The organism is Arthrobacter sp. TJ-178, assembly GCF_058269275.1.
This window is the reverse complement of record NZ_JBZCNK010000005.1, coordinates 195,683-215,846: the sequence shown is the minus strand read 5'-3', so window position 1 is coordinate 215,846 and position 20,164 is coordinate 195,683. Positions and strand designations below refer to the sequence as shown.

The following is a 20,164-nucleotide window of genomic DNA, read 5'->3' as shown; positions in this document are numbered from 1 at the left end:
GACACCATGGCACAGGAACAACCCGACGTCGCTGTCACCGGCGCCACCGGAGCACTCGGCGGTGCTGTGGCCCGGCTGTTGGCAGAAGCAGGCATCCGGCAGAGGCTGCTGGCGCGGCATACCGCCAAGCTCCCGGAGTTTCCCGGCACGCCGTCGTACGCCATTGCCTACTCCGACCGTGAAGTGTCCGCCCGTGCGTTGGAAGGCGTCCGGACACTGTTCATGGTCTCCGCGGCGGAGAGCCGGTACCGGCGCCAGGACCAGCGCACCTTTGTGGACGCCGCCGTCGACGCCGGTGTGCAGCACATCGTGTACACCTCCTTCATGGGAGCAGCGCCGGATGCAGTCTTTACGCTTTCGCGTGACCACTGGGACACCGAGGAATACATCAGGTCCAAGTCAGTGGGGTACACGTTCCTGCGGGACTGCCTGTACCAGGATGTCCTGCCCTCCTTCGTGGGGCGCGACGGAGTGCTCCGCGGTCCGGCCGGCAGCGGCCGGCTGGCCGCCGTGGCGCGTGCGGATGTTGCCCGTGCCGCCGCCCGGATTCTGGTGGACCCGCAGGCCCACGCCAATGCGGTGTACACGCTCACCGGTCCGGAGGCGCTGACCTTTGAAGAAATCGCCGAGATCCTGACCCGGGTGACCGGTTCAGAGGTGCGCTTCCACAATGAAACTGTGGAAGAAGCGATGGAATCCCGCCGGGGCAGTGATGTGGAGAAATGGCAAATAGAGGCCTGGGTCAGCACCTACTCCGCCGTCGCGGCCGGTGAGATGGCGGAGGTTAGCTCTGACATTGAGCGCCTCACCGGAACTGCGCCGCTGGCGCTGGAGGAATACCTGCTTCAGGGGTGAGAGGTAAACAGCAGCTGCTGTTTATCTCTCTGATTGGTGCACAGCGGCTTCCGGATGCCGGGGTTATTGCCTAGGGTCGAAGCATGTCAGAGCAGATTCCCGATCCCATCTCCCTGTTCTTTGACGAGTGCACCCTGGCGGGGCTCGACGAAACCGAGACCGTGCCTGCCGCCGACCTTTACGGCATGTACATGGTCTGGTGCGAGAACTCCGGCAGGGAGCCGGCATCCGCACACCACTTCCATGATGCTGCCCGCAAGGCAGGCCTGCCCGAATCGCGGCGGCGCTCGGAGCGGGTCTATGAAGGTGTGGTTCCCACGGGTCCCGTTCCAATTCAGTACATCATGGAGACAGACAAGGCCCCCGGACCGAACACGAATCCGTTCCCCTTCACCGGTTGAGGCTTCCCCGGGCGTCATGTCGCGGGTCGTGTACAGGTGCTGCCGCAGCGGGCCGGGAAATTCGGTACCGTGGGCACCATGACTTCATACAACAGACTCGGAAATTCCGGCCTCACCGTCTCCACCGTCGGGCTGGGCTGCAACAACCTCGGCCGTCCCGGCACGCCCACCGAAACGCAGGAGGGGACCGACGCCGTCGTCAATGCAGCGATCGACGCCGGCATCACCCTGTTCGACGTCGCTGACAGCTACGGCCGCACGCCCGGACTGAGCGAGGAAATGCTGGGCAAGGCCCTGGGCAGCCGCCGCGACGACGTTGTGCTGGCCACGAAGTTTGGCATGGACATGAAGGGCGTCAACGGACGCGACTTCGATGCCCGCGGTTCCCGCCGCTACATCGTCAAGGCAGCCGAAGCATCGCTGCGGCGGCTGGGCACGGACTGGATTGATCTGTACCAGTTCCACACCCCGGACCCGCTGACCCCCATCGAGGAGACGCTCGCTGCGCTCGATGATCTGGTCACCGCCGGCAAGGTCCGGTACATCGGGCACTCCAACCGCTCCGGCTGGCAGATCGCCGAAGCCGAATTCACTGCCCGGATGGGCGGTTACACGCCGTTCATTTCCGCCCAGAACCACTACAACCTGCTGGACCGCCGCGCCGAACTCGAGGTGACCCCGGCTGCCGAGGCTTACGGACTGGGCGTGCTGCCGTACTTCCCGCTGGCCAACGGCCTGCTGACCGGAAAATATGGCAGCGGCAAGGCCCCCGAAGGCAGCCGCCTCTCGCACTCCCGGACCAACCTCTTGGAAAATGCTGATTTCGACCAGCTGGCAGAGTTTGGCTCGTTTGCGAAGGACCGCGGACTGACCGAAATTCAGGTGGCCTTCTCCTGGCTCGCCGCTCAGCCGTCCGTGGCTTCCGTGATTGCCGGAGCCACCAAGGTGGAGCAGGTCCAGCAGAACGCCGAGGCTGTTTCCTGGGAGCCGTCGGAGAAGGATCTGGAAGAACTGGACCGGATCTTCCCGCAGACGCCGAAGGTTGCTTTGTTCTAAGGCTTCGTTTCCTCCCTTGGTGGCCATTGGTCGCCTTGGGCGCGCCGGAGGGTCCGGAACGGCGGCAACGAAAATCCCTCGCTCGCAGAGCTCGCCGGGATTATTAAAGCCGCCTAACCCGGGCCCTCCGGTTGCTCCCGGGCACTCGCCCAACCCGGGCCCTCCGAATGCTCCCGGGCACTCGCCTAAGCCGGGCCCTCCGCGGCCAGGTTACTTCGCAATGGCGGAAAGAAATGCTGCAGCCCCGGGGCCGGAGAGCTCGTTGGAGTGAACAGGGCGCCCGGAGACTGCAAGCAGCAGGACGATGGCCGGACCGTGGACCTCGGGGCCGGACCCGTGCGAAAACGCCGCGTCAGTGGCCACCAGCCGCCAGCCCTCGGCAGGTTCTTTCCCGCCTCCCATTTTGACGGTCGTTTTCAGCTGGTATTGCAGGGCGGTGAGTACGTGGGGAGTTGGATACGTCCGGCGGATTCCCAGCGGACGCCGGATGTCCTCACCGTGAATGAAGGCTTCGACCAGCCGGGTCGCAAGCGGCACCGGCGGCCCGGTCCGCCGCATCTGAACCGCCCTGAACCCGGCAAGAGCAGCACCGGAATGTGCCCTTCTCTCATGTGCTATCCCCGAGGCGTTGGCGCGGTCGAAGTCGAATCCGGCAGCGACCATGCCGCGCACAAAGCTCAATTTGGTGGTCTTTGCGGTATCAGTGAGGTGGGCCAGCACATCGTGGACAGTCCAGCCCGGACACAGGGACGGCGTCTGCCATTGGACGGGCGGTAAGGCCTCCAGATCCTGGATTAATGCCCGGCGCTCTTCGTGCACCACCGGCCAGATGATGGAACCGCTCCGTGATGTCCTGCGGGAAAAGAACATGTTGAGGACCTTATCCGTGTGTTCCGTGCCAAAAAAGACATCCCAGGGGTCCTAGCCCTGCTCACCCCGGGTGTCGAAGGCCAAGGGCAGCAGTTCGCGGGCGGCAATGCAGGTGAGTCCGTCCGGCGTCGGCATGATGACCTGAATGTCGGGGTAGTAATCCGCGAAGACCTGCCGGTCCCGTCCGCACGGACTTTTGACTCCGCGGCCGTGGTTGGCCACGGCAACGATGTGCGTGAACTCGGTGGCGCCTGCAGCCCTTGCCGCTCCGAGTGCCACCAGCTCGGCGCACGGACCGCCGGCGAAGTGATAGAGGTTGACGCCGGCAAACATGCGGCCGTCTGCGGACCGGACGGCTGCACCCATGGTGTGGATGCCGTCTTCGCCGGGTCCGGCGTCGGTGGTCGCGTCGATGGTCGTCCGGGCCAGATCGATCAGGGCCTGTTCCATTGCCGGAAGAGCTTGCGTCAGCTGAGCTGGGTTTTCATTCACGGCCCTATGCTAGCCGCGGATCTGACCCGCAGGGGTGAGCGAAACGTGGCACCCGTTAGGCGGGCCTGCTCGCTCTGCCGTCAAGCCACAGAAGCTCGGTCTCATCACGGTGCGGCCCGTCGGTGCCAACATGTTTGGCGTCGATCTGCGGACCGTTCCGGATGACGTGGACCAGTGCCATGCCGTGGCCCCGGCCCAATCCGTAGTCGGACTTGAGCCATTCCAGGATCTGCTCGGCCTTAGTGTCGCTCTGGTCGAAGCCTTTTTGCCGTGCCAGTTCAAGGAGCTGACGGGGCGTAAGCCCGGTCTTGTCCTCGATGGTGTCGAGGTACGCCTGGAATGACATCGGATTCCACCCTTCGCCTGGTTTCCGGCCATACTCACTCCAGCGTAGGCCCGCATCCATCTTCAGAACAGGACGGGCGCAGGGAGGTAACGAAAGCGGCGGACGGACCGTTCCGGTCGCGCCCGTACGGACAAAGAGGAGGGCTCCCGCCAAAAACCGGCGGGAGCCCTCCTTCCCAACAGACTAGGAAGCGGCCTGAGCCGGCTCCTTCTCGGCGTGGAACTTCTTGCCGTTCACGCGCTCGGACGCACCGACGCGGTCCAGGTACGGCGTGATCCCGCCCAGGTGCATCGGCCAGCCGGCGCCCAGGATCATGCATAGGTCGATGTCCTCGGGACCTGCGACAACGCCTTCGTCCAGCATGCGGCCAATTTCATCCGCCAGGGCATCCTGCGTGCGCGTCAGGACTTCTTCGGAAGTGGACGGCGTGTTGCCGAAGTCGAGCATTTCCAGGGTTTCGGCCGGGATGTAGGGCTTCCCGTCCTCGTCCTTCTGCCAGAGCGACTTGATGCCGGCGTCGATGATCTTCTGGGAGTTCTTCGACAGCCAGAACCGTTCGCCGAAGGCAGCGTGCAGGGATTCCTGCACGTGCTGTCCCACCGGCAGCCCCACCAAAGCCAGCAGGGTGAACGGTGACATTGGCAGGCCCATGGGGCGCAGTGCATTGTCGGCCGTTGCAGCGTCGGTGCCCTCGTCGAAGACGGCGGTGATTTCGCCGAACATGCGGCCCAGGATACGGTTCACCACAAACGCGGCGTCATCCTTGACCAGCACGGCGGTCTTCTTCAGCGCCTTGGCCAGGACGAACGCTGTGGCCAGCACGGCGTCGTCGGTCTTGGGGGCCCGCACAATTTCCAGCAGCGGCATGACGGCCACCGGGTTGAAGAAGTGGAAGCCCACCACGCGCTCCGGGTGCTGCAGGTCAGCGGCCATCTCCGTCACGGACAGCGAGGAGGTGTTCGTGGCCAGGATGCACTCGGGGGAGACCACGGCCTCCACCTCGGCGAAGACCTGCTTCTTCACGGAGAGTTCCTCGAACACGGCCTCGATGACGAAGTCGGCGTCGGAGAACGCTTCCTTGGACACCGATCCCGAGACCAGCGCCTTGGTGCGGTTGGCGGCGTCGGGGGAGATGCGCTTCTTGGCCAGCAGCTTGTCCACCTCGGCGTGCACGTAGCCCACACCCTTGTCCACGCGTGCCTGGTCAATGTCCGTCATCACCACGGGCACCTTCAGCTGACGGGCGAACAGCAGTGCGAGCTGGCTGGCCATCAGGCCGGCACCCACCACGCCCACCTTGGACACCGGGCGGGCCAGCTTCTTATCCGGTGCACCGGCGGGACGCTTGCCGCGCTTCTGGACCAGGTCCAGGAACGCGTAGACGGTGGAGTGGAACTGCGGAGTCTGCATCAGTTCGGCCAGGGCTTCGCACTCGGCGTCGCGGGACTGCTCGGCGGTCCAGTTCTTGCCGGCCTCGAGCAGGTCCAGCACCTTTGCGGGAGCCGGGGCTGCGTTGGAGGTGCGGGCCTCCACCACGGCACGGCCGTGTGCGACGGCGGCGTCCCAGGCTTCGGGGGTGGCGGAGGGATCCGCGGCGTTGGGCCGTGAGACGGTTTCTTCACCGGTGATGACGCGGGCGGCCCAGGCGAGGGACTGCTCCACGAAATCGGCCGGCTCAAACATGGCATCGGCAATGCCGAGTTTGAACGCTGCCGGACCGGAGAGGGTGCGGTTGTTGCTCAGCGGGTTCTCGATCATGACCTTGACGGCGTTCTCGGGTCCGATCAGGCGCGGCAGGATGTACACGCCGCCCCAGCCCGGAACCAGGCCGATGAAGGCCTCCGGCAGGGCCAGTGCACCGGCGCCGGTGGAGACAGTGCGGTACTGGGACTGCAGGGCGATTTCCAGCCCGCCGCCCAGTGCCACGCCGTTGATGAACGCGAAGCTGGGTACGCCCAGGGTGTGCAGCTTGCCGTAGACCTCGTGGCCCAGGCGGGCCATGGCCAGTCCGTCCTCGTAGGAGGCCAGCTTCTGCGTGGCGGACAGATCGGCGCCGGCCACCAGGTAGTGCGGCTTGCCGGTGACGCCGACGCCAGCAATTTCGCCCGCCTCGGCGCGCGCCTTCAGGGAATCCAGGACCTGGCCCAGTTCCAGCAGGGTGTTGGGGCCCAGCGTGGTGGGGCGGGTGTGGTCGACGTCGTTGTCCAGGGTGATCAGCGCAAAGGTGCCGGCACCGCCGGGCAGGGCGATGTCCGAAACGTAGGAGTGGGTGACAACCTCGGTGGGGAAGAGGCCTGCCAGCCGCTGGTAATCGCTTGCAGTCATTACTTTGTGGCCTCCGTGGACTCGGTGTCGGTGTTGTAGTCGGGGTGGAACGCGTTCTCCCAAATGATGGTGGCGCCCATGCCCAGGCCGATGCACATGGTGGTCATGCCGTAGCGCACCGTGGGGTCTTCTTCGAACTGGCGGGCCAGCTGGTTCATCAGGCGCACGCCGGAGGAGGCCAGCGGGTGTCCGACGGCGATCGCCCCGCCGTAGCGGTTGACCCGGGGGTCGTCGTCGGCGATGCCGTAGAAGTCCAGGAAGGAGAGCACCTGGACGGCGAAGGCTTCGTTGATCTCGAACAGTCCGATGTCCTCGATGGACAGGCCGGTCTGCTTCAGCACCTTCTCGGTGGCCGGAACGGGGCCGTAGCCCATGACCTCCGGTTCGACGCCGGCGAAGGCATAGCCAACCAGGCGCATCTTCACGGGCAGGCCCAGTTCCTCGGCGGCGTCGGCGGAAGCGAGCAGCGCGGTGGTGGCGCCGTCGTTCAGGCCCGATGCGTTGCCGGCGGTGACGCGGCCGTGGGCGCGGAAGGGGGTGCGCAGCTCGGCGAGGTCCTCCACCGTGGTGCCGGGACGCGGTCCCTCATCAACGCTGTTCAGCGTCCAGCCCTTGCCGGGCTTCTTGGAGGCAACCGGCACCAGGTCCGGCTGGATCTGGTTGTTGGCGTAGGCCTTGGCGAGCTTCTCCTGGCTGGAGGCGGCGTACGCGTCGGTGCGTTCCTTGGTGATGTCCGGGAAGCGGTCGTGCAGGTTTTCGGCGGTATTGCCCATGTTCAGGGCGGCCGGGTCCACAATCCGTTCGGTGACGAAGCGCGGGTTGGGGTCGGCGTCCTTGCCCATCGGGTGGTTGCCCATGTGCTCCACGCCGCCGGCGATGACGACGTCGTACGCGCCGAAGCCGATGCCCGAAGCAGTGGTGGTCACGGCCGTCAGGGCCCCGGCGCACATGCGGTCAATGGCGAAGCCGGGAACCGACTGCGGCAGTCCGGCCAGCAGTGCTGCGGTGCGGCCGATGGTCAGGCCCTGATCACCGGTCTGCGTGGTGGCGGCGATGGCCACTTCGTCGATCCGTTCCGGCGGAAGCGAGGGGTTGCGGCGCATCAGCTCGCGGATGCACTTGACCACCAAATCATCGGCGCGCATGCCGGCGTACATGCCTTTTTCGCCGGCTTTTCCGAAGGGAGTCCGCACTCCGTCAACGAAAACTACGTCCCTGATCTGCCGTGCTCGGCTTTGTGGGCTCACGTGCAACTCCTCTTTGAGATATGAAACGGAACACTGTCCGGCCTTGATGTTACTCGCCAGTAACATAGCCTGCAAACGCCGTGCCCCCGACACTACCGACATACCGCCGGCAGGCGTAACGGATGTCATTGCCGCACCGAAATGTCCTCATCTGTAAGCGAACGGTTGCCGGCTCAGCATTCGTCCAGACTTTTCACGTATTATCGTCGGACTATGGATGACCCTCCCTCACATAAACCCTTGCCCCTCCACGCTCTGACCGGATTCCCGGCCACAACCAGAGAGGGGCGCCCCAATGTATGAGCTGATCATGCTCGCGGTTGGCCTCGTTCTAACGGTTGGCACCGGGTTGTTCGTTGCCTCGGAATTTTCGCTGGTCAATCTTGACCGCAACGACCTGGAGGCACGGCAGGCACAGGGCGAAAAACGCCTCGGCCCCACCATCAACGCCCTCAAGATCACGTCGACGCACCTCTCGAGTGCGCAGCTGGGCATCACGCTCACCACGCTGTTGACGGGCTACACCTTTGAACCGGCCATCAGCTCCCTGCTGCGTGAGCCGATGCTGGCCGTCGGAATTCCGGAAGCAGTTGTCGGCGGAGCAGGTGCCGTTATCGGCATCTTCCTGGCCACGGTGTTCTCGATGATTATCGGCGAACTCGTGCCCAAGAACTTCGCTCTGGCCCTTCCACTGGCGACCGCCAAGGTGGTTATCCCGTTCCAGACCCTGTTCACCACGGTGTTCAAGCCTGTCATTCTGCTGTTCAACAACACCGCCAACGCGATCATCCGTTCCTTCGGCATCGAACCCAAGGAAGAGCTATCCGGTGCCCGCAGCGCCGAGGAACTGAGCTCTCTGGTCCGCCGCTCCGCCTTGGAAGGCGTCCTGGACCTGGACCATGCACAGCTGCTCAGCCGCACCCTGCGGTTCTCGGACCACACGGCGGCCGACGTCATGACTCCCCGCGTCCGGATGCGCTCGGTTGCAGCAACGGACACGGCCGAACAGGTCATCGAGGCAGCCGTTTCCACCGGTTACTCCCGGTTCCCGGTGATCGGCCGCGACTCCGACGACATCCTGGGCGTGCTGCACGTAAAGCAGGCCTTCGCCGTCGCTCTCGCAGAACGCGGCGGCATCACCGCCGGAGACCTGATGGTTGAAGCCCTCCGGGTGCCCGAATCCATGGGCGTCGACTCCCTCCTGGGGCTGCTGCGCCAGCAGGGCCTGCAGGTGGCGGTGGTCTCCGACGAGCACGGCGGAACCGCCGGCATCGTGACCCTGGAAGACCTCGTTGAGGAAATCGTCGGTGAACTGGAAGACGAACATGACCGCGCCCGCGTCGGCGTCGTCCGCTCCGGCCGCTCGCTCACGTTTGACGCGTCGCTGCGCCCGGACGAGCTGCGGGACCGCACCGGCGTCGTCGTGCCCGACGGCGAGGAATACGACACGCTTGCCGGCTTCGTCACCGACCGGCTGGACCGGATTCCGGAACTGGGCGACGAGGTATCCCTGGAAAACGGTGTCCTGCGCGTGGAACGCGTGGTGGGAACCCACGTGGAGCGCCTGCGCTTCACACCCACGGAGGGATCGCTGCCGAGCACCCACGACCAGATCATTGACGAACTGACGAAGGACCTGGCATGAGCGAATATCTTCCCGGAATCATCTGGCTGGTTGTTCTCCTGGTCGTCAATGCCTTCTTTGTCGGAGCGGAGTTTGCGGTCATCTCCGCCCGGCGCTCCCAAATCGAACCCAAGGCGGAAGCCGGTTCCAAGGCTGCCAAGACCACTCTCTGGGCGATGGAACACGCCACGCTGATGCTCGCCACGAGCCAGCTCGGCATTACCGTCTGCTCGCTGGTGATCCTGAACGTCTCGGAACCGGCCATTCATCACCTGCTGGAAATCCCGCTGGGCCTGACCTCGCTGTCCGGCGAAACGATTGGCATCATTGCGTTTGTGGTGGCGCTGCTGTTGGTGACATTCCTGCACGTGGTCATCGGCGAGATGGTCCCCAAGAACATCTCCTTCTCCGTTCCCACCCGCGCCGCCCTGCTGCTGGCCCCGCCGCTGGTGATGGTGGCCCGGATTTTCAAACCGGTGATCTGGTCACTGAACGGGATTGCCAACAGCGTCCTGCGCCTGTTCAAGGTGGAGCCCAAGGATGAGGCGACCAGCGCCTACACCATGGATGAAGTGGCCACCATTGTGGAGCAGTCCACCCGCGAGGGAATGCTGGCCGACGCCAGCGGCACCCTGAGCGCGGCCTTCGAATTCACCAGCAAGACCGTTGCCGATGTTGAAGTGCCCATCGACCGGATGGTGCTCCTGCCGGAAACCGCCACGCCCGCGGACATTCAGGAGGCGGTGAGCCGCCACGGCTACTCCCGCTACATCCTCACGGACGACAACGGCGACCCCAGCGGCTACCTGCACCTCAAGGACGTCATGGACCTGACCAAACCGGAGAAGTTCGCCGCCCCGGTGCCCGCCAAGCGCATCCGCCGGCTGGCGTCCGCCTTTGTCGGCAGCGAGCTCGAGGATGCCCTGGCCACCATGCGCCGCAGCGGCGCCCACGTGGCACGGGTGTTCGACGCCGAAGGCAACACCACCGGTGTCCTGTTCCTGGAGGACATCATCGAGGAACTCGTGGGCGAGGTGCGGGACGCCACCACTGTGTAGCGTCCGGCACTGATCCCTTCCTTCAACTACCGGTTCCGCCGGCTGCCCCTCCGGGTGGCCGGCGGATCTCCTTAACGCAGGCCAGGTTTGCAGCCGCTGATACGATCCCGGGAACTGTAGGAGCCAAACAAACGGGGGAGTGACGGCGATGGAGGAGAACTACTACGCCCGGCCGGAGCTCGCTCAGCGGTACGACGCCGACACGCAGGACCGCGCCGACCTTCCCTTTTACCTCGCTCTGGCCCGGGAGCTGATGCCTGCCTCGGTGGCCGACGTCGGCGCCGGAACCGGGCTGTTCTGCAGTTTGCTGGCCGGCTCCGGGGCGAGGGCGGCGGCCCCTTCGCCGGGAGCAGTGCCCGGAATCAGGATCTTCGGAGTGGAACCGCAGCAAACCATGCTCGACGTCGCCCGCCGGCAGCCGCTTGCCGACCGGGTGGATTGGATTCACGGCACGGCAGCGGACCTGCCCGGTGCAGCGTTCGATCTGGTCTTTATGACCGGACACGTGGCCCAGTATTTCCTTGATGACCGCGCCTGGATCGAAGTCCTGCAGCAGATCGCCCGGGCCCTCGTGCCGGGCGGTCGGCTCGTCTTCGAGGTGAGGAACGCTGCCGCCGAAGCATGGCGTGAGTGGAATGATGACGAGCCCCGGCCGATTGGCGGCGGATCGGTTCGTCAGCGCACCACAATGGCCGGGGACCGTGCCACCCATGTTGATGAATGGACCATCGGCGGCCGGACCTTCACCACACGGGAGACACTCCGCTTTCCGGACGACGCCGCCATCTTTGGGGGACTCGCTGCCGCCGGTCTGCAGATGGAACGGTCCTGGGGCAACTGGGACGGGTCCCCGGTCACGGCGGACAGCCCCGAGCGCATTCTCATGGCACGGACGCCGTATCCGCCGTCGTCGTCGCTTTCCCCGTTTTCGGTGCGGTGAACGCAATCCCTAGAATGGATGGGTCCCCCCCCGCGCACGTTCAGAATTGTGGAGTCTGCATTGTCCCGAGGAAAACACCATCCGCCGAGGCCCAAGCCGGCCAACAGCGAAGGGCTGCTGATTGCCAACGACCTGAAAAAGGACCGGGGCTGGACGGACACGCAGATCAAGACCTTCCTGCCCGAACCGGACCAGACTGCCCGCAACCCGTTTTCCCGCAAGGCTGCTCCGATGAAGCTGTACGCGCTGGAACGGGTGGAGGCCATCGAAGCCACTCCCGAATATCAAAAAGCCCGGGAAGCATCACGGACCCGGCAGATTGCCGCCCGCACCCGTGCCCTGGTGAAGAAGAAGGAAGCCGTTGCCGCAGCGGAGGCGCTGGAGCTGAGCATCGTGCCGGAGCCGTGGCAGGAGATGCAGGACAAGGCTATTGCGCACTTCAACAGCCGGCTCCGCCGCAGCCAGTCCCCGGCCAGCCGGAACACCTCCAAGGCTCGGCTGGACCGGCTGACCGTGAATTACCTGCGGCACAAGCAGACCTCCTACGAGGAGGAGCTGAAGGAATTCAAGGGAGTTGTCGGCGTGGGGGAGGCGTACCTTGTGGTCCGCAACCGCATCCTGGACCTCATCGCAGATACCTATCCGCTGCTCCGCGATGAGTGCGAGCGGCAGAAGTTCGAAGCCCCTGAGCTGCCGGACGGCGTGCAATTGCCCGACACACTCACCGTCCAGGGCTAACCTGCCGATACTTGGGCTGGGGTCTTGGCTGATCCAGGATCCGAACTTGGAGGCCCGAATCTGTGGTCCGGATCCTTCGGGCAGATAACGGGACGTGCCGAAATCCTTCGTGCAGATCAGGGGCTCAAACGCGGCTGTTTGACGATTTTGAACCAGGTATCTGCACGGAGGATCTGCGGGCCTGCTCTATGGGCCCGGTATGTGCACGAAGGATCTCCGGGACCGCTCTTTGAGCCCGGTATGTGCACGAAGGATTCACCCGAGACGCCGGCCCCGGCGAAACCGTGCAGCTGCCGGACGGCGTGACGCTCTAGGCGGAAAGCCTGCTGATCGTTTAGTCCCGCGGCCGTCTCCTCGGTAGGCTTAAACCGATGAGTACTGCTGATTCCTCCCCGAAAACTGCCCAAGCTGTCAGCACCGACGTGAGCGCCAGCGGCATGGTCCGTGTGCGCGGCGCGCAGGAAAACAACCTGCGCAACGTCGACGTCGACATTCCCCGCGATGCGATTGTCGCCTTCACGGGGGTGTCCGGCTCAGGCAAGTCCTCGCTGGCGTTCGGCACCATTTACGCGGAGGCCCAGCGCCGTTACTTCGAGTCGGTCGCGCCCTACGCGCGGCGCCTGCTCGCCCAGGGCCACACGCCCAAGGTGGAGGAAATTACCGGGCTGCCTCCCGCCGTCGCGCTCCAACAGCGCCGCGGCACCCCCAGCTCCCGTTCCACGGTGGGCACCCTGACCACACTCTCCAACTCCATGCGCATGCTCTTCTCCCGCGGAGGAACCTACCCGGCGGATGCGAAGCCGGGCAGCCTGGACTCGGACGCGTTCTCGCCCAACACTGCGGCCGGCGCCTGCCGGGAGTGCTCGGGTCTGGGGATTGCCCACACGGTGACCGAGGATTCGCTGGTGCCGAACCCGGACCTGACCATCCGGGACGGGGCCATCGCTGCGTGGCCCGGCGCCTGGCAGGGCAAAAACCTGCGCGATATCCTCATCCAGCTGGGCTACGACGTCGACGTGCCGTGGAAAGACCTGCCGAAAAAGGACCGCGACTGGATCCTGTTCACCGAGGAACAGCCCGTGGTGATGATTACCCCGCAGCGGGACCGCGTGGCCAAGCCGTATAAGGGCCGGTTCTGGAGTGCAAAGTCGTACGTCATGCACACCCTGGCCGACTCCGGCAGCGAGCAGATGCGCAAGCGCGTGCTCGAATTCATGGTCTCCGGACCGTGCCCGGTCTGCGGCGGTGCCGGGCTGCGTCCCGAAGCGCTCGCCGTAACGTTCGCCGGGCGGAACATCGCCGAGCTGAACGGCGCCACCCTGAGCGAACTGGCGGAAATCATCCGGCCGACGGCGGAGCTGAAGTCCGCGGGAACGGCCTCGCGTGCAGCGGCGTCCAACGAGGACACCGAGGTTGCCGTCACCATCACCCGCGACCTGCTGTCGCGGCTTAAGATCCTCATCGACCTGGGCCTGGGGTACCTGAGCCTGTCCCGGTCCACGCCCACCCTGTCGCCCGGTGAGATGCAGCGCCTGCGCATCGCCACCCAGCTCCGGTCGGGCCTGTTCGGCGTCATCTACGTCCTGGACGAGCCCTCCGCGGGTTTGCATCCGGCCGATGCCGAGCCGCTGCTGGCCGTCCTGCAGGAACTGAAGGATGCCGGGAACTCGGTGTTCGTCGTCGAGCACAACATGGATGTGGTCCGCAGCGCCGAGTGGATCGTGGACGTTGGTCCGCAGGCCGGCGACGGCGGCGGCACCGTGCTCTACAGCGGTCCCGTGGAGGGTCTGGCGCAGGTGGAGGAAAGCGCCACCCGTCCGTTCCTGTTCCGTGAGGCGGAGGAGCCGGCGTCCGCAGGCCGCACGCCCGAGCAGTGGCTGAACCTCAAGGGCATCAGCCGGCACAACCTGCGCGAACTCGACGCCGAAATTCCGCTCGGTGTCCTCACTGCCGTCACCGGTGTTTCCGGCTCCGGCAAGTCGACCCTGGTCAGCCAGGTGCTGGCCGAAACCGTGGGCGTGCACGTCAACGGTTCCGCCGCCACGGCAGCAGAACGGGAGGAAGACCCGGACGTGGAAACGCAGGACGACGTCGATCCCGGTGCCACGGTGCGCGACATCGCCGGGCTGGAGCACCTGGACCGCCTGGTCAGGGTGGACCAGCGTCCCATCGGCCGCACGCCGCGCTCCAACCTGGCCACCTACACCGGGCTGTTCGACGCCGTGCGCAAGCTCTACGCCGGCACCGACGAGGCCAAGGCCCGCGGCTACACCGCAGGCCGTTTCTCCTTCAACGTGGCCAGCGGACGTTGCCCCACCTGTCAGGGTGAAGGCTTCCTCGCCGTCGAACTGCTGTTCCTGCCCGGCACCTACGGCCCCTGCCCGCAGTGCCACGGTGCGCGCTACAACGAGGAAACCCTGGAAGTGACCTACCGCGGCAAGAACATCGCCGACGTGCTGGGCATGCGGGTGGAAACAGCTGCGGAATTCCTCGCGGACGTCCCGGCGGCGTCGCGGAGCCTGCAGACCCTGCTCGACGTCGGTCTGGGCTACCTGCGCCTGGGCCAGCCCGCCACCGAACTCTCCGGCGGCGAGGCCCAGCGCATCAAGCTGGCCACCGAGCTGCAGCGTGCCCGCCGCGGACACACCCTGTACCTGCTCGATGAGCCGACCACCGGTCTGCATCCCCAGGATGTGCGCCTGCTGCTCGCGCAGCTCAACCGGCTGGTGGACGCGGGCAACACCGTGGTGGTGGTGGAGCATTCCATGAACGTGGTCGCCGCGGCGGACTGGGTGATCGACATGGGACCGTCCGGCGGCGACGACGGCGGCCGCATCATCTGTGCGGGCACCCCCGCCGAGGTGGCCGCCTGCGAAGCCAGCCGGACCGCTCCCTACCTGACCGCTGCCCTGCAGACGCTGCGGTAGCTTGCCGGGTCAGTAAGCAACTTGCCGGGTCGGCAGGCAAGCGCCGGGGTAGGCTGTGGCGTGCTTACCAACTCGCAGGACTTCCCCGCCGCCACGCTGCTGGACAGCATCACGCTCACCGTACTGAGCCCCGATGACGCTGACCGGCTCGCGACCACCTACCGGCGCAACCGGGATTATCTGGCGCCGTGGGAGCCGGTGCGGCCGGACTCCTTCTTTACCGAGGCAGGCCAGCAGGCCGTGATCGACGCCAAGCTGGCCCTGCATCAGGCGGGCAGCGAGGTGCCGATGATCCTTTCCGAGGGTGGGCGGATCATCGGCACCATTACCCTGACCGGGATTGTCCGCGGACCTTTCCAGTCAGCCAATCTCGGCTACTGGATTGACGAGGGCTGCGCCGGACGGGGTGTGGGCACCGCAGCAGTGGCCGCCGTCGTCGAGACTGCGCGGGAAATCCTGGGCCTGCACCGCATCCAGGCGGCCACGCTGCTGCAAAACGCCGCGTCCCAGCGGATTCTGGAGAAGTCCGGTTTCGAGCGGATCGGCCTGGCGCCGCAGTACCTGAAGATTGCCGGGCAATGGCAGGACCACCTGCTGTTCCAGCGGATCCTTTGACCGGCGCGGATCCAGCCCTGAGGGCCGGGCTCATCACCACACCCCGTCTGACGCTGGAACCGCTGGGCGTTCATCACGCAGAAGAGATGACCGCAGTGCTGGCCGGAACGGGCATCTACCGGTACATCGGAGGCCGGGCCCCAACAGTGGAGGAATTGTCCGGCCGCTACGCCTCCCAGTGCGTGGGCGCGTCCAGGGACAGCGGCGAGACGTGGCTGAACTGGATCATCCGGGAAACGGGCACAGCGGTAGGTTTTGTGCAGGCCACCGTGGTCACGGAGGCCGCGGGACCGACGTCGTACATCGCCTGGGTGGTGGGCGAGGCGCACCAGGGCAAGGGAATTGCCACCGAGGCAGCCAGGGCCATGCTGCTCTGGCTGGCACCGCGCACAGGCGGGTCCGCGGCGGCCTCTATTCATCCGGGGAACCGGGCCTCGGCCGCCGTGGCGCGGAAGCTCGGCCTCAGTCCCACCGGGCGGATGGACGACGACGGCGAGGAACGGTGGGAGGGCGGCCTGCCGGCGCCGGGAACCGGAACTGCTCCATGAAAAAGCGGCAGGTGCCGGAGATCTGCTCTCCGACACCTGCCGCCCGGGCTTCCGGTTCAGGGCCTCTGCTGATGGCCCCCGGGGTGTGGTGCTACTTGACCTTGACGGTCATCATGCCCTTGGAATTGCTCTGAATAACCTCGATGCTGGTGCCGGACCCGGCTACCCGAACACTGCCCTGCGGGTTGGCGGGGTCGTAGTAGGCATTGGGGTTGCTGTCGTTGAAGACGGCAACGCCGGGACGCGACGGAACATTGAGGGTGGTCATGCCGGCCGCGGTCTCCCGGTGCAGGCTCAGCGGATCAGTGGCTTCCTTGCCGAACGTGGCGTCGAAACTCTGGAAGCGGTTGCGGGCAACCACGCCGTCGGACCACTTCAGGGCCTGCGGGCGGGCGTCGACAGGAAGGACCAGTCCGGCGCCGGGGTGCTGGCTGGTGTTGTTGTTGCGCTGTCCGGCGTTCCAGTACGTCACGAGCAGGCCGTTCTGGTACGGGAAGTGCTCCACCCGGTCCGGAGAGCTCAGTGCCCAGCCGAAGTTGTACGGTCCGGTCTGCAGCGTGGCGTCGTATCCGACGTACTGACGGTTCTCCGCGAGGTAATACCGGCCGTTGCCCTGGGCGTCCTTGGGCAAATTGACCACGAGGGCCTGCTGCTTCTTGGTGGCGTGGTAGGACGGGCCAAGCATGTGCGTGGATTTCACGCCGGCGGTGGCTACGTCATAGTCCAGCCAGCCCAGCTGCAGTTTCTCCCAGGCGCCCATGTGGTTGGGGGTGGTCCCGATGGAACCGGTGCCGCGGCCAAGCCAGGAACCGGAGCTCATGAGAGTCCAGAAGCCGGTGCCGTTGTCTCCGCCGGCCGTGTCGTAGAGATCGGGCAGGCCGAGGTCATGGCCGTACTCGTGGGCAAAGACACCCAGGCCGCCGTTCTCGGGCTCGGTGGTGTAATCCCGGATCCACACCTGGGAGTCGCCGATGCGGATGCCGCCGAAGGGGTTGGCGGCCGGGCCCTGCGTGCCCCGGCCGGCCTGGCCCACGGACCAGCGGTGTGACCAGATGGTCGATTCCGGTGCGCCGGCTTCTTCACCTTCGCCGGCATGGATGGCTTGGAAGTGGTCGATGTAGCCGTCAGGCTCATCGAAGTTTCCGTTGTTGTTGTAGTCGTAGCGGTCCCACTTGTCGAAACCGGCCAGATACGTGTCGATGTCGGCGGCTGACTTGCCGGAGGCCAGCTGTGCGTCGTACCAGGCGTCCGCAGCGTCCTGGACAAAGCGGGTCATGTCCGCCTGGCTTTCGGTCTGGCCGTAGCTGGCGGAGTTGTAGGGGACCGTCACCCACTCGCTGACATCGCCGTCCACCGTGTAGCGTCCGCTGGACATCTCTTCATAGAGGGTCTTCAGCGACTCGCCCTCGGTGTCAAAGAACATGTCCTGGTAGTGGTCACGGCTGAAATCGGGCAGCCAGTTTGTGGAGTTGTCCACGCTGCGGTTCGGCTCCGGGATCTGGTTGTGCACCGGACCGGGTGTGGAGGCAGGGAAGCGCGGGTCCACCTGGGTGCCGAAATCAATGAGGAAGGACAGGATCTGGTCGCTGTCCTCCAGCCCGTACTGGGCCCACTGCCCGGGTGCCACCTGGACGGACTTCGAGCCGCCGCGCTGCTGCACGGGAGCTTCGCCACGCACCACCTTTTCCACCGCCTGCTGGTTGAGCGTGCGCCGCTGTTCCTCGGCGGTGTCCGTGCGGTCATCGGCCTTGGCAGCGGTGCCGTTGGCTCCCGGGGCTCCGAAGGAGCTGCTGTTTTCAGGTGCCGGCGGCGGAGCGGACGGAGCCGCGAAAGCGGCCGTCGCCGGAGAAAGAAGAAGGGCTCCGCTGACGGCCAGTATGGCCGCCTGCCGGGCATTGCCGTGTTTCTTAACCAATTGGTCCCCTTAGAACGGGTGTGAAGTGAGGTGGAATAAAAGTATGTCCGGAGAACCAAACCGTGAAACCCGGGGTGTCTTTGGAAGTAATTTCCGCAAAAATCATCGTCATTTGGCACGCGCCTCTGTTGGAATTGTCCTTTAACCTGTAAGGGTGCCTAGGGGGACTTTTATACGTACTACTAGGAGTTGTTTACATTGCTGTTTTCATCCGCCCGACGCCGGGGTGCTGCCACCGCAGTCACCGCCGCCGTGGCAGTTTCACTTGTTTCCATGACCCCTGCGGCAGCGGCGCCGCCGGAGCATGCAGGCAAGGATCAAAAGACCAGCGTCACCGTGCTGGGCACCTCTGATCTGCATGGGTACGTGGAGAACTGGGATTACTTCAAGGACGGCGAATACGACGACGCCGCACACAATGACGTGGGCCTCGCCAAGATCTCCACCCTGGTGAATTCCGTCCGCGCCGACCGCGGGCGGGAATCCACCCTCCTGATTGATGCCGGGGATACGATTCAGGGCACCTCACTGACTGATTACTTTGCCAACACGGAGCCGATCACCGAGACCGGCGAAATCCACCCCATGGCGGCGGCCATGAATGCCATGGACTATGACGCTGCCGCGCTGGGGAACCACGAATTCAACTACGGGCTGGACATGCTCCGCGGATTTGAAAAGCAGCTGAACTTCCCGCTGCTCGGTGCCAACGCGGTTGATGCAAAGTCGGGCAAGCCCGCATTTACTCCGTACATCATCAAAACGGTCAAAACCAAGGGCAACAAGCCCGTCAAGGTTGGCATCCTCGGAGTGACGAACCCCGGTGTGGCCATTTGGGACAAGAACAATGTGGAGGGCAAGCTTGTCTTCCCCGGAATTGTTGAGCAGGCACAGAAATACGTGCCGGAAATGAAGGCCCGCGGCGCCGACGTTGTGGTGGTCAGTTCCCATTCGGGAACCTCCGGAACCTCGTCCTATGGGAGTGAGCTGCCCCTGGAAAACGCGTCCACGCAGCTGGCCGAAACAGTCCCCGGCATTGACGCCATCCTGGTGGGACATGCCCATCAGGAAATACCGGAGCGCTTTGTCACCAACAAAACCACGGGCGAGCAGGTGCTGCTCACCGAGCCGCTGAACTGGGGCATGCGCCTGTCCGTGATGGACTTTGAACTGACCAAGGTGCGCGGCCAGTGGGACGTGACGGCGGCGTCGTCGTCCCTGCTCAACGCCAACACGGCAGTTGCCGATCCGAAAATCTCCAAGCTGGTGGCCGAACAGCACCAGCGTGTCATCGATTACGTCAACACCCCCGTTGGCACTGCCACCGAAACCATGCCCGCGCGTGAATCCCGCTACCGCGACACCGCGGTGATGGACTTCGTGAATTACGTGCAGGCTCAGGCGGTGGACCGCGCGCTCGACGGCGGACCCAACGCGGACCTGCCGGTGCTGTCCATTGCCGCGCCCTTCAGCCGCACCGCGGAAATCCCCGCCGGCCCGGTCACGATCCGCGACCTTGCCGGACTGTACGTGTTCCCGAATACGCTCTTCGGAGTGGAAATGACCGGAGCCCAGGTTCGGGAGTACCTGGAGTACTCGGCCAAGTACTTCGTCCAGACCGCACCGGGAGCCCCGGTGGATCCCGAGACGCTGACCAACGCCGACGGAACCCCGGACTACAACTACGACATCATGTCCGGAGTGTCCTATGACATCGACATCTCCAAGCCGGTAGGGCAGCGCATTCAGAACCTCAGCTTCAACGGGGCTCCGCTGGACCCGGCCCAGCGGTTCGCCGTGGCCACCAACAACTACCGGCAGTCCGGCGGCGGAAACTTCCCCTACATCGCCGGCGCTCCGGTGCTCGTGAACCAGCAGACGGAAATCCGTCAGCTGCTCATCGACTACGTGGTGGCCCAGGGATCGGTTAACCCCGCGGACTTCGCGGAAAACAACTGGCAGCTGGTGCGCAACGGCGTGCCGGTCTTCGAGTAACACCGGAAGAAAACACCGGAACATAGCAGCGAAGCCGAAGCGGGCAGTGGATCTCAGCCCGCTTCGGCTTCTCTCTGTCAACTTGGCCGAGAGCCGTTTTACGGCCCGCCAGACAGAGCTGAAGCGGAACTGGAATTCGGAGGCGCGCGCCTTGCGCAGGCCTGCAAGGTCGGAGGGCCGCACCATCACCGGGTCGTCCCCTGCCCCGGTTC

At 65.1% G+C, this 20,164-nt stretch carries 17 protein-coding genes; 11 read left to right on the top strand and 6 right to left on the bottom strand.

Going from position 1 to position 20,164, the window contains the following annotated elements; translation table 11 throughout:
- The first annotated feature begins 6 nt into the window (after positions 1–6).
- From AC4D2Q_RS14735 to AC4D2Q_RS14725, 3 genes are all read left to right on the top strand, one after another.
- Positions 7–855, top strand: a complete 849-nt coding sequence (locus AC4D2Q_RS14735; protein ID WP_490925037.1) for an SDR family oxidoreductase — start codon at positions 7–9, stop codon at positions 853–855.
- A gap of 83 nt (positions 856–938) precedes the next feature.
- Positions 939–1,256, top strand: a complete 318-nt coding sequence (locus tag AC4D2Q_RS14730) for a primase-like DNA-binding domain-containing protein (protein WP_490925038.1) — start codon at positions 939–941, stop codon at positions 1,254–1,256.
- 78 nt (positions 1,257–1,334) lie between these two features.
- Positions 1,335–2,312, top strand: a complete 978-nt coding sequence (locus AC4D2Q_RS14725) for an aldo/keto reductase (RefSeq protein ID WP_490947251.1) — start codon at positions 1,335–1,337, stop codon at positions 2,310–2,312.
- Positions 2,313–2,522: 210 nt separating this feature from the next.
- Here the strand turns inward: AC4D2Q_RS14725 and AC4D2Q_RS14720 are convergent, their stop codons facing one another.
- The 5 genes from AC4D2Q_RS14720 to AC4D2Q_RS14700 all read right to left on the bottom strand — a co-directional run bounded on the left by AC4D2Q_RS14720 (position 2,523) and on the right by AC4D2Q_RS14700 (position 7,592).
- On the bottom strand, positions 2,523–3,182 hold the full coding sequence (locus tag AC4D2Q_RS14720; protein WP_490947250.1) for a maleylpyruvate isomerase family mycothiol-dependent enzyme: 660 nt from the start codon (positions 3,180–3,182) through the stop codon (positions 2,523–2,525).
- Positions 3,183–3,233: 51 nt separating this feature from the next.
- On the bottom strand, positions 3,234–3,674 hold the full coding sequence (locus tag AC4D2Q_RS14715) for a cytidine deaminase family protein (protein ID WP_490947249.1): 441 nt from the start codon (positions 3,672–3,674) through the stop codon (positions 3,234–3,236).
- Positions 3,675–3,729: 55 nt separating this feature from the next.
- Positions 3,730–4,020: a DUF4287 domain-containing protein gene (locus AC4D2Q_RS14710; protein WP_490947248.1), complete on the bottom strand. Its 291-nt coding sequence runs from the start codon at positions 4,018–4,020 to the stop codon at positions 3,730–3,732.
- A 183-nt stretch (positions 4,021–4,203) separates the two neighbouring features.
- A complete protein-coding gene (locus AC4D2Q_RS14705; protein WP_490947247.1) occupies positions 4,204–6,345 on the bottom strand; it encodes a 3-hydroxyacyl-CoA dehydrogenase NAD-binding domain-containing protein in 2,142 nt (713 codons plus the stop codon).
- Positions 6,345–7,592: a thiolase family protein gene (locus tag AC4D2Q_RS14700; RefSeq protein WP_490947246.1), complete on the bottom strand. Its 1,248-nt coding sequence runs from the start codon at positions 7,590–7,592 to the stop codon at positions 6,345–6,347. The genes AC4D2Q_RS14705 and AC4D2Q_RS14700 overlap by 1 nt, the downstream gene beginning before the upstream one ends.
- 295 nt (positions 7,593–7,887) lie before the next feature.
- Between AC4D2Q_RS14700 and AC4D2Q_RS14695 the strand changes: the two genes are divergently transcribed.
- The 7 genes from AC4D2Q_RS14695 (at position 7,888) to AC4D2Q_RS14665 (ending at position 16,042) form a co-directional block, all read left to right on the top strand.
- Positions 7,888–9,237, top strand: coding sequence for a hemolysin family protein (locus AC4D2Q_RS14695; protein WP_490925045.1), 1,350 nt, complete (start codon positions 7,888–7,890; stop codon positions 9,235–9,237).
- Positions 9,234–10,274 carry a hemolysin family protein gene (locus AC4D2Q_RS14690; protein WP_490947245.1) on the top strand — a complete coding sequence of 347 codons (1,041 nt, stop codon included), beginning with the start codon at positions 9,234–9,236 and terminating at the stop codon, positions 10,272–10,274. The genes AC4D2Q_RS14695 and AC4D2Q_RS14690 overlap by 4 nt, the downstream gene beginning before the upstream one ends.
- 148 nt (positions 10,275–10,422) lie before the next feature.
- Positions 10,423–11,214, top strand: a complete 792-nt coding sequence (locus tag AC4D2Q_RS14685) for a class I SAM-dependent methyltransferase (RefSeq protein WP_490947377.1) — start codon at positions 10,423–10,425, stop codon at positions 11,212–11,214.
- 60 nt (positions 11,215–11,274) lie between these two features.
- Complete coding sequence (locus tag AC4D2Q_RS14680) at positions 11,275–11,952, top strand: hypothetical protein (RefSeq protein ID WP_490947244.1); 678 nt, start codon at positions 11,275–11,277, stop codon at positions 11,950–11,952.
- Positions 11,953–12,389: 437 nt separating this feature from the next.
- Positions 12,390–14,879: an excinuclease ABC subunit UvrA gene (gene uvrA, locus AC4D2Q_RS14675; protein WP_490947376.1), complete on the top strand. Its 2,490-nt coding sequence runs from the start codon at positions 12,390–12,392 to the stop codon at positions 14,877–14,879.
- 60 nt (positions 14,880–14,939) lie between these two features.
- A complete protein-coding gene (locus AC4D2Q_RS14670; RefSeq protein WP_490947243.1) occupies positions 14,940–15,494 on the top strand; it encodes a GNAT family N-acetyltransferase in 555 nt (184 codons plus the stop codon).
- On the top strand, positions 15,458–16,042 hold the full coding sequence (locus tag AC4D2Q_RS14665; protein WP_490947242.1) for a GNAT family N-acetyltransferase: 585 nt from the start codon (positions 15,458–15,460) through the stop codon (positions 16,040–16,042). Before AC4D2Q_RS14670 ends, AC4D2Q_RS14665 begins: the two co-directional genes overlap by 37 nt.
- A 91-nt stretch (positions 16,043–16,133) precedes the next feature.
- Here the strand turns inward: AC4D2Q_RS14665 and AC4D2Q_RS14660 are convergent, their stop codons facing one another.
- Entirely contained in the window at positions 16,134–17,957 is a 1,824-nt protein-coding gene (locus tag AC4D2Q_RS14660; RefSeq protein WP_490947241.1) for an immune inhibitor A domain-containing protein, read from the bottom strand.
- Between the two features lie 198 nt (positions 17,958–18,155).
- Here AC4D2Q_RS14660 and AC4D2Q_RS14655 point away from each other — a divergent pair, with 198 nt between their 5' ends.
- Entirely contained in the window at positions 18,156–19,952 is a 1,797-nt protein-coding gene (locus tag AC4D2Q_RS14655; RefSeq protein ID WP_490947240.1) for a bifunctional metallophosphatase/5'-nucleotidase, read from the top strand.
- Positions 19,953–20,164: the final 212 nt, after the last annotated feature.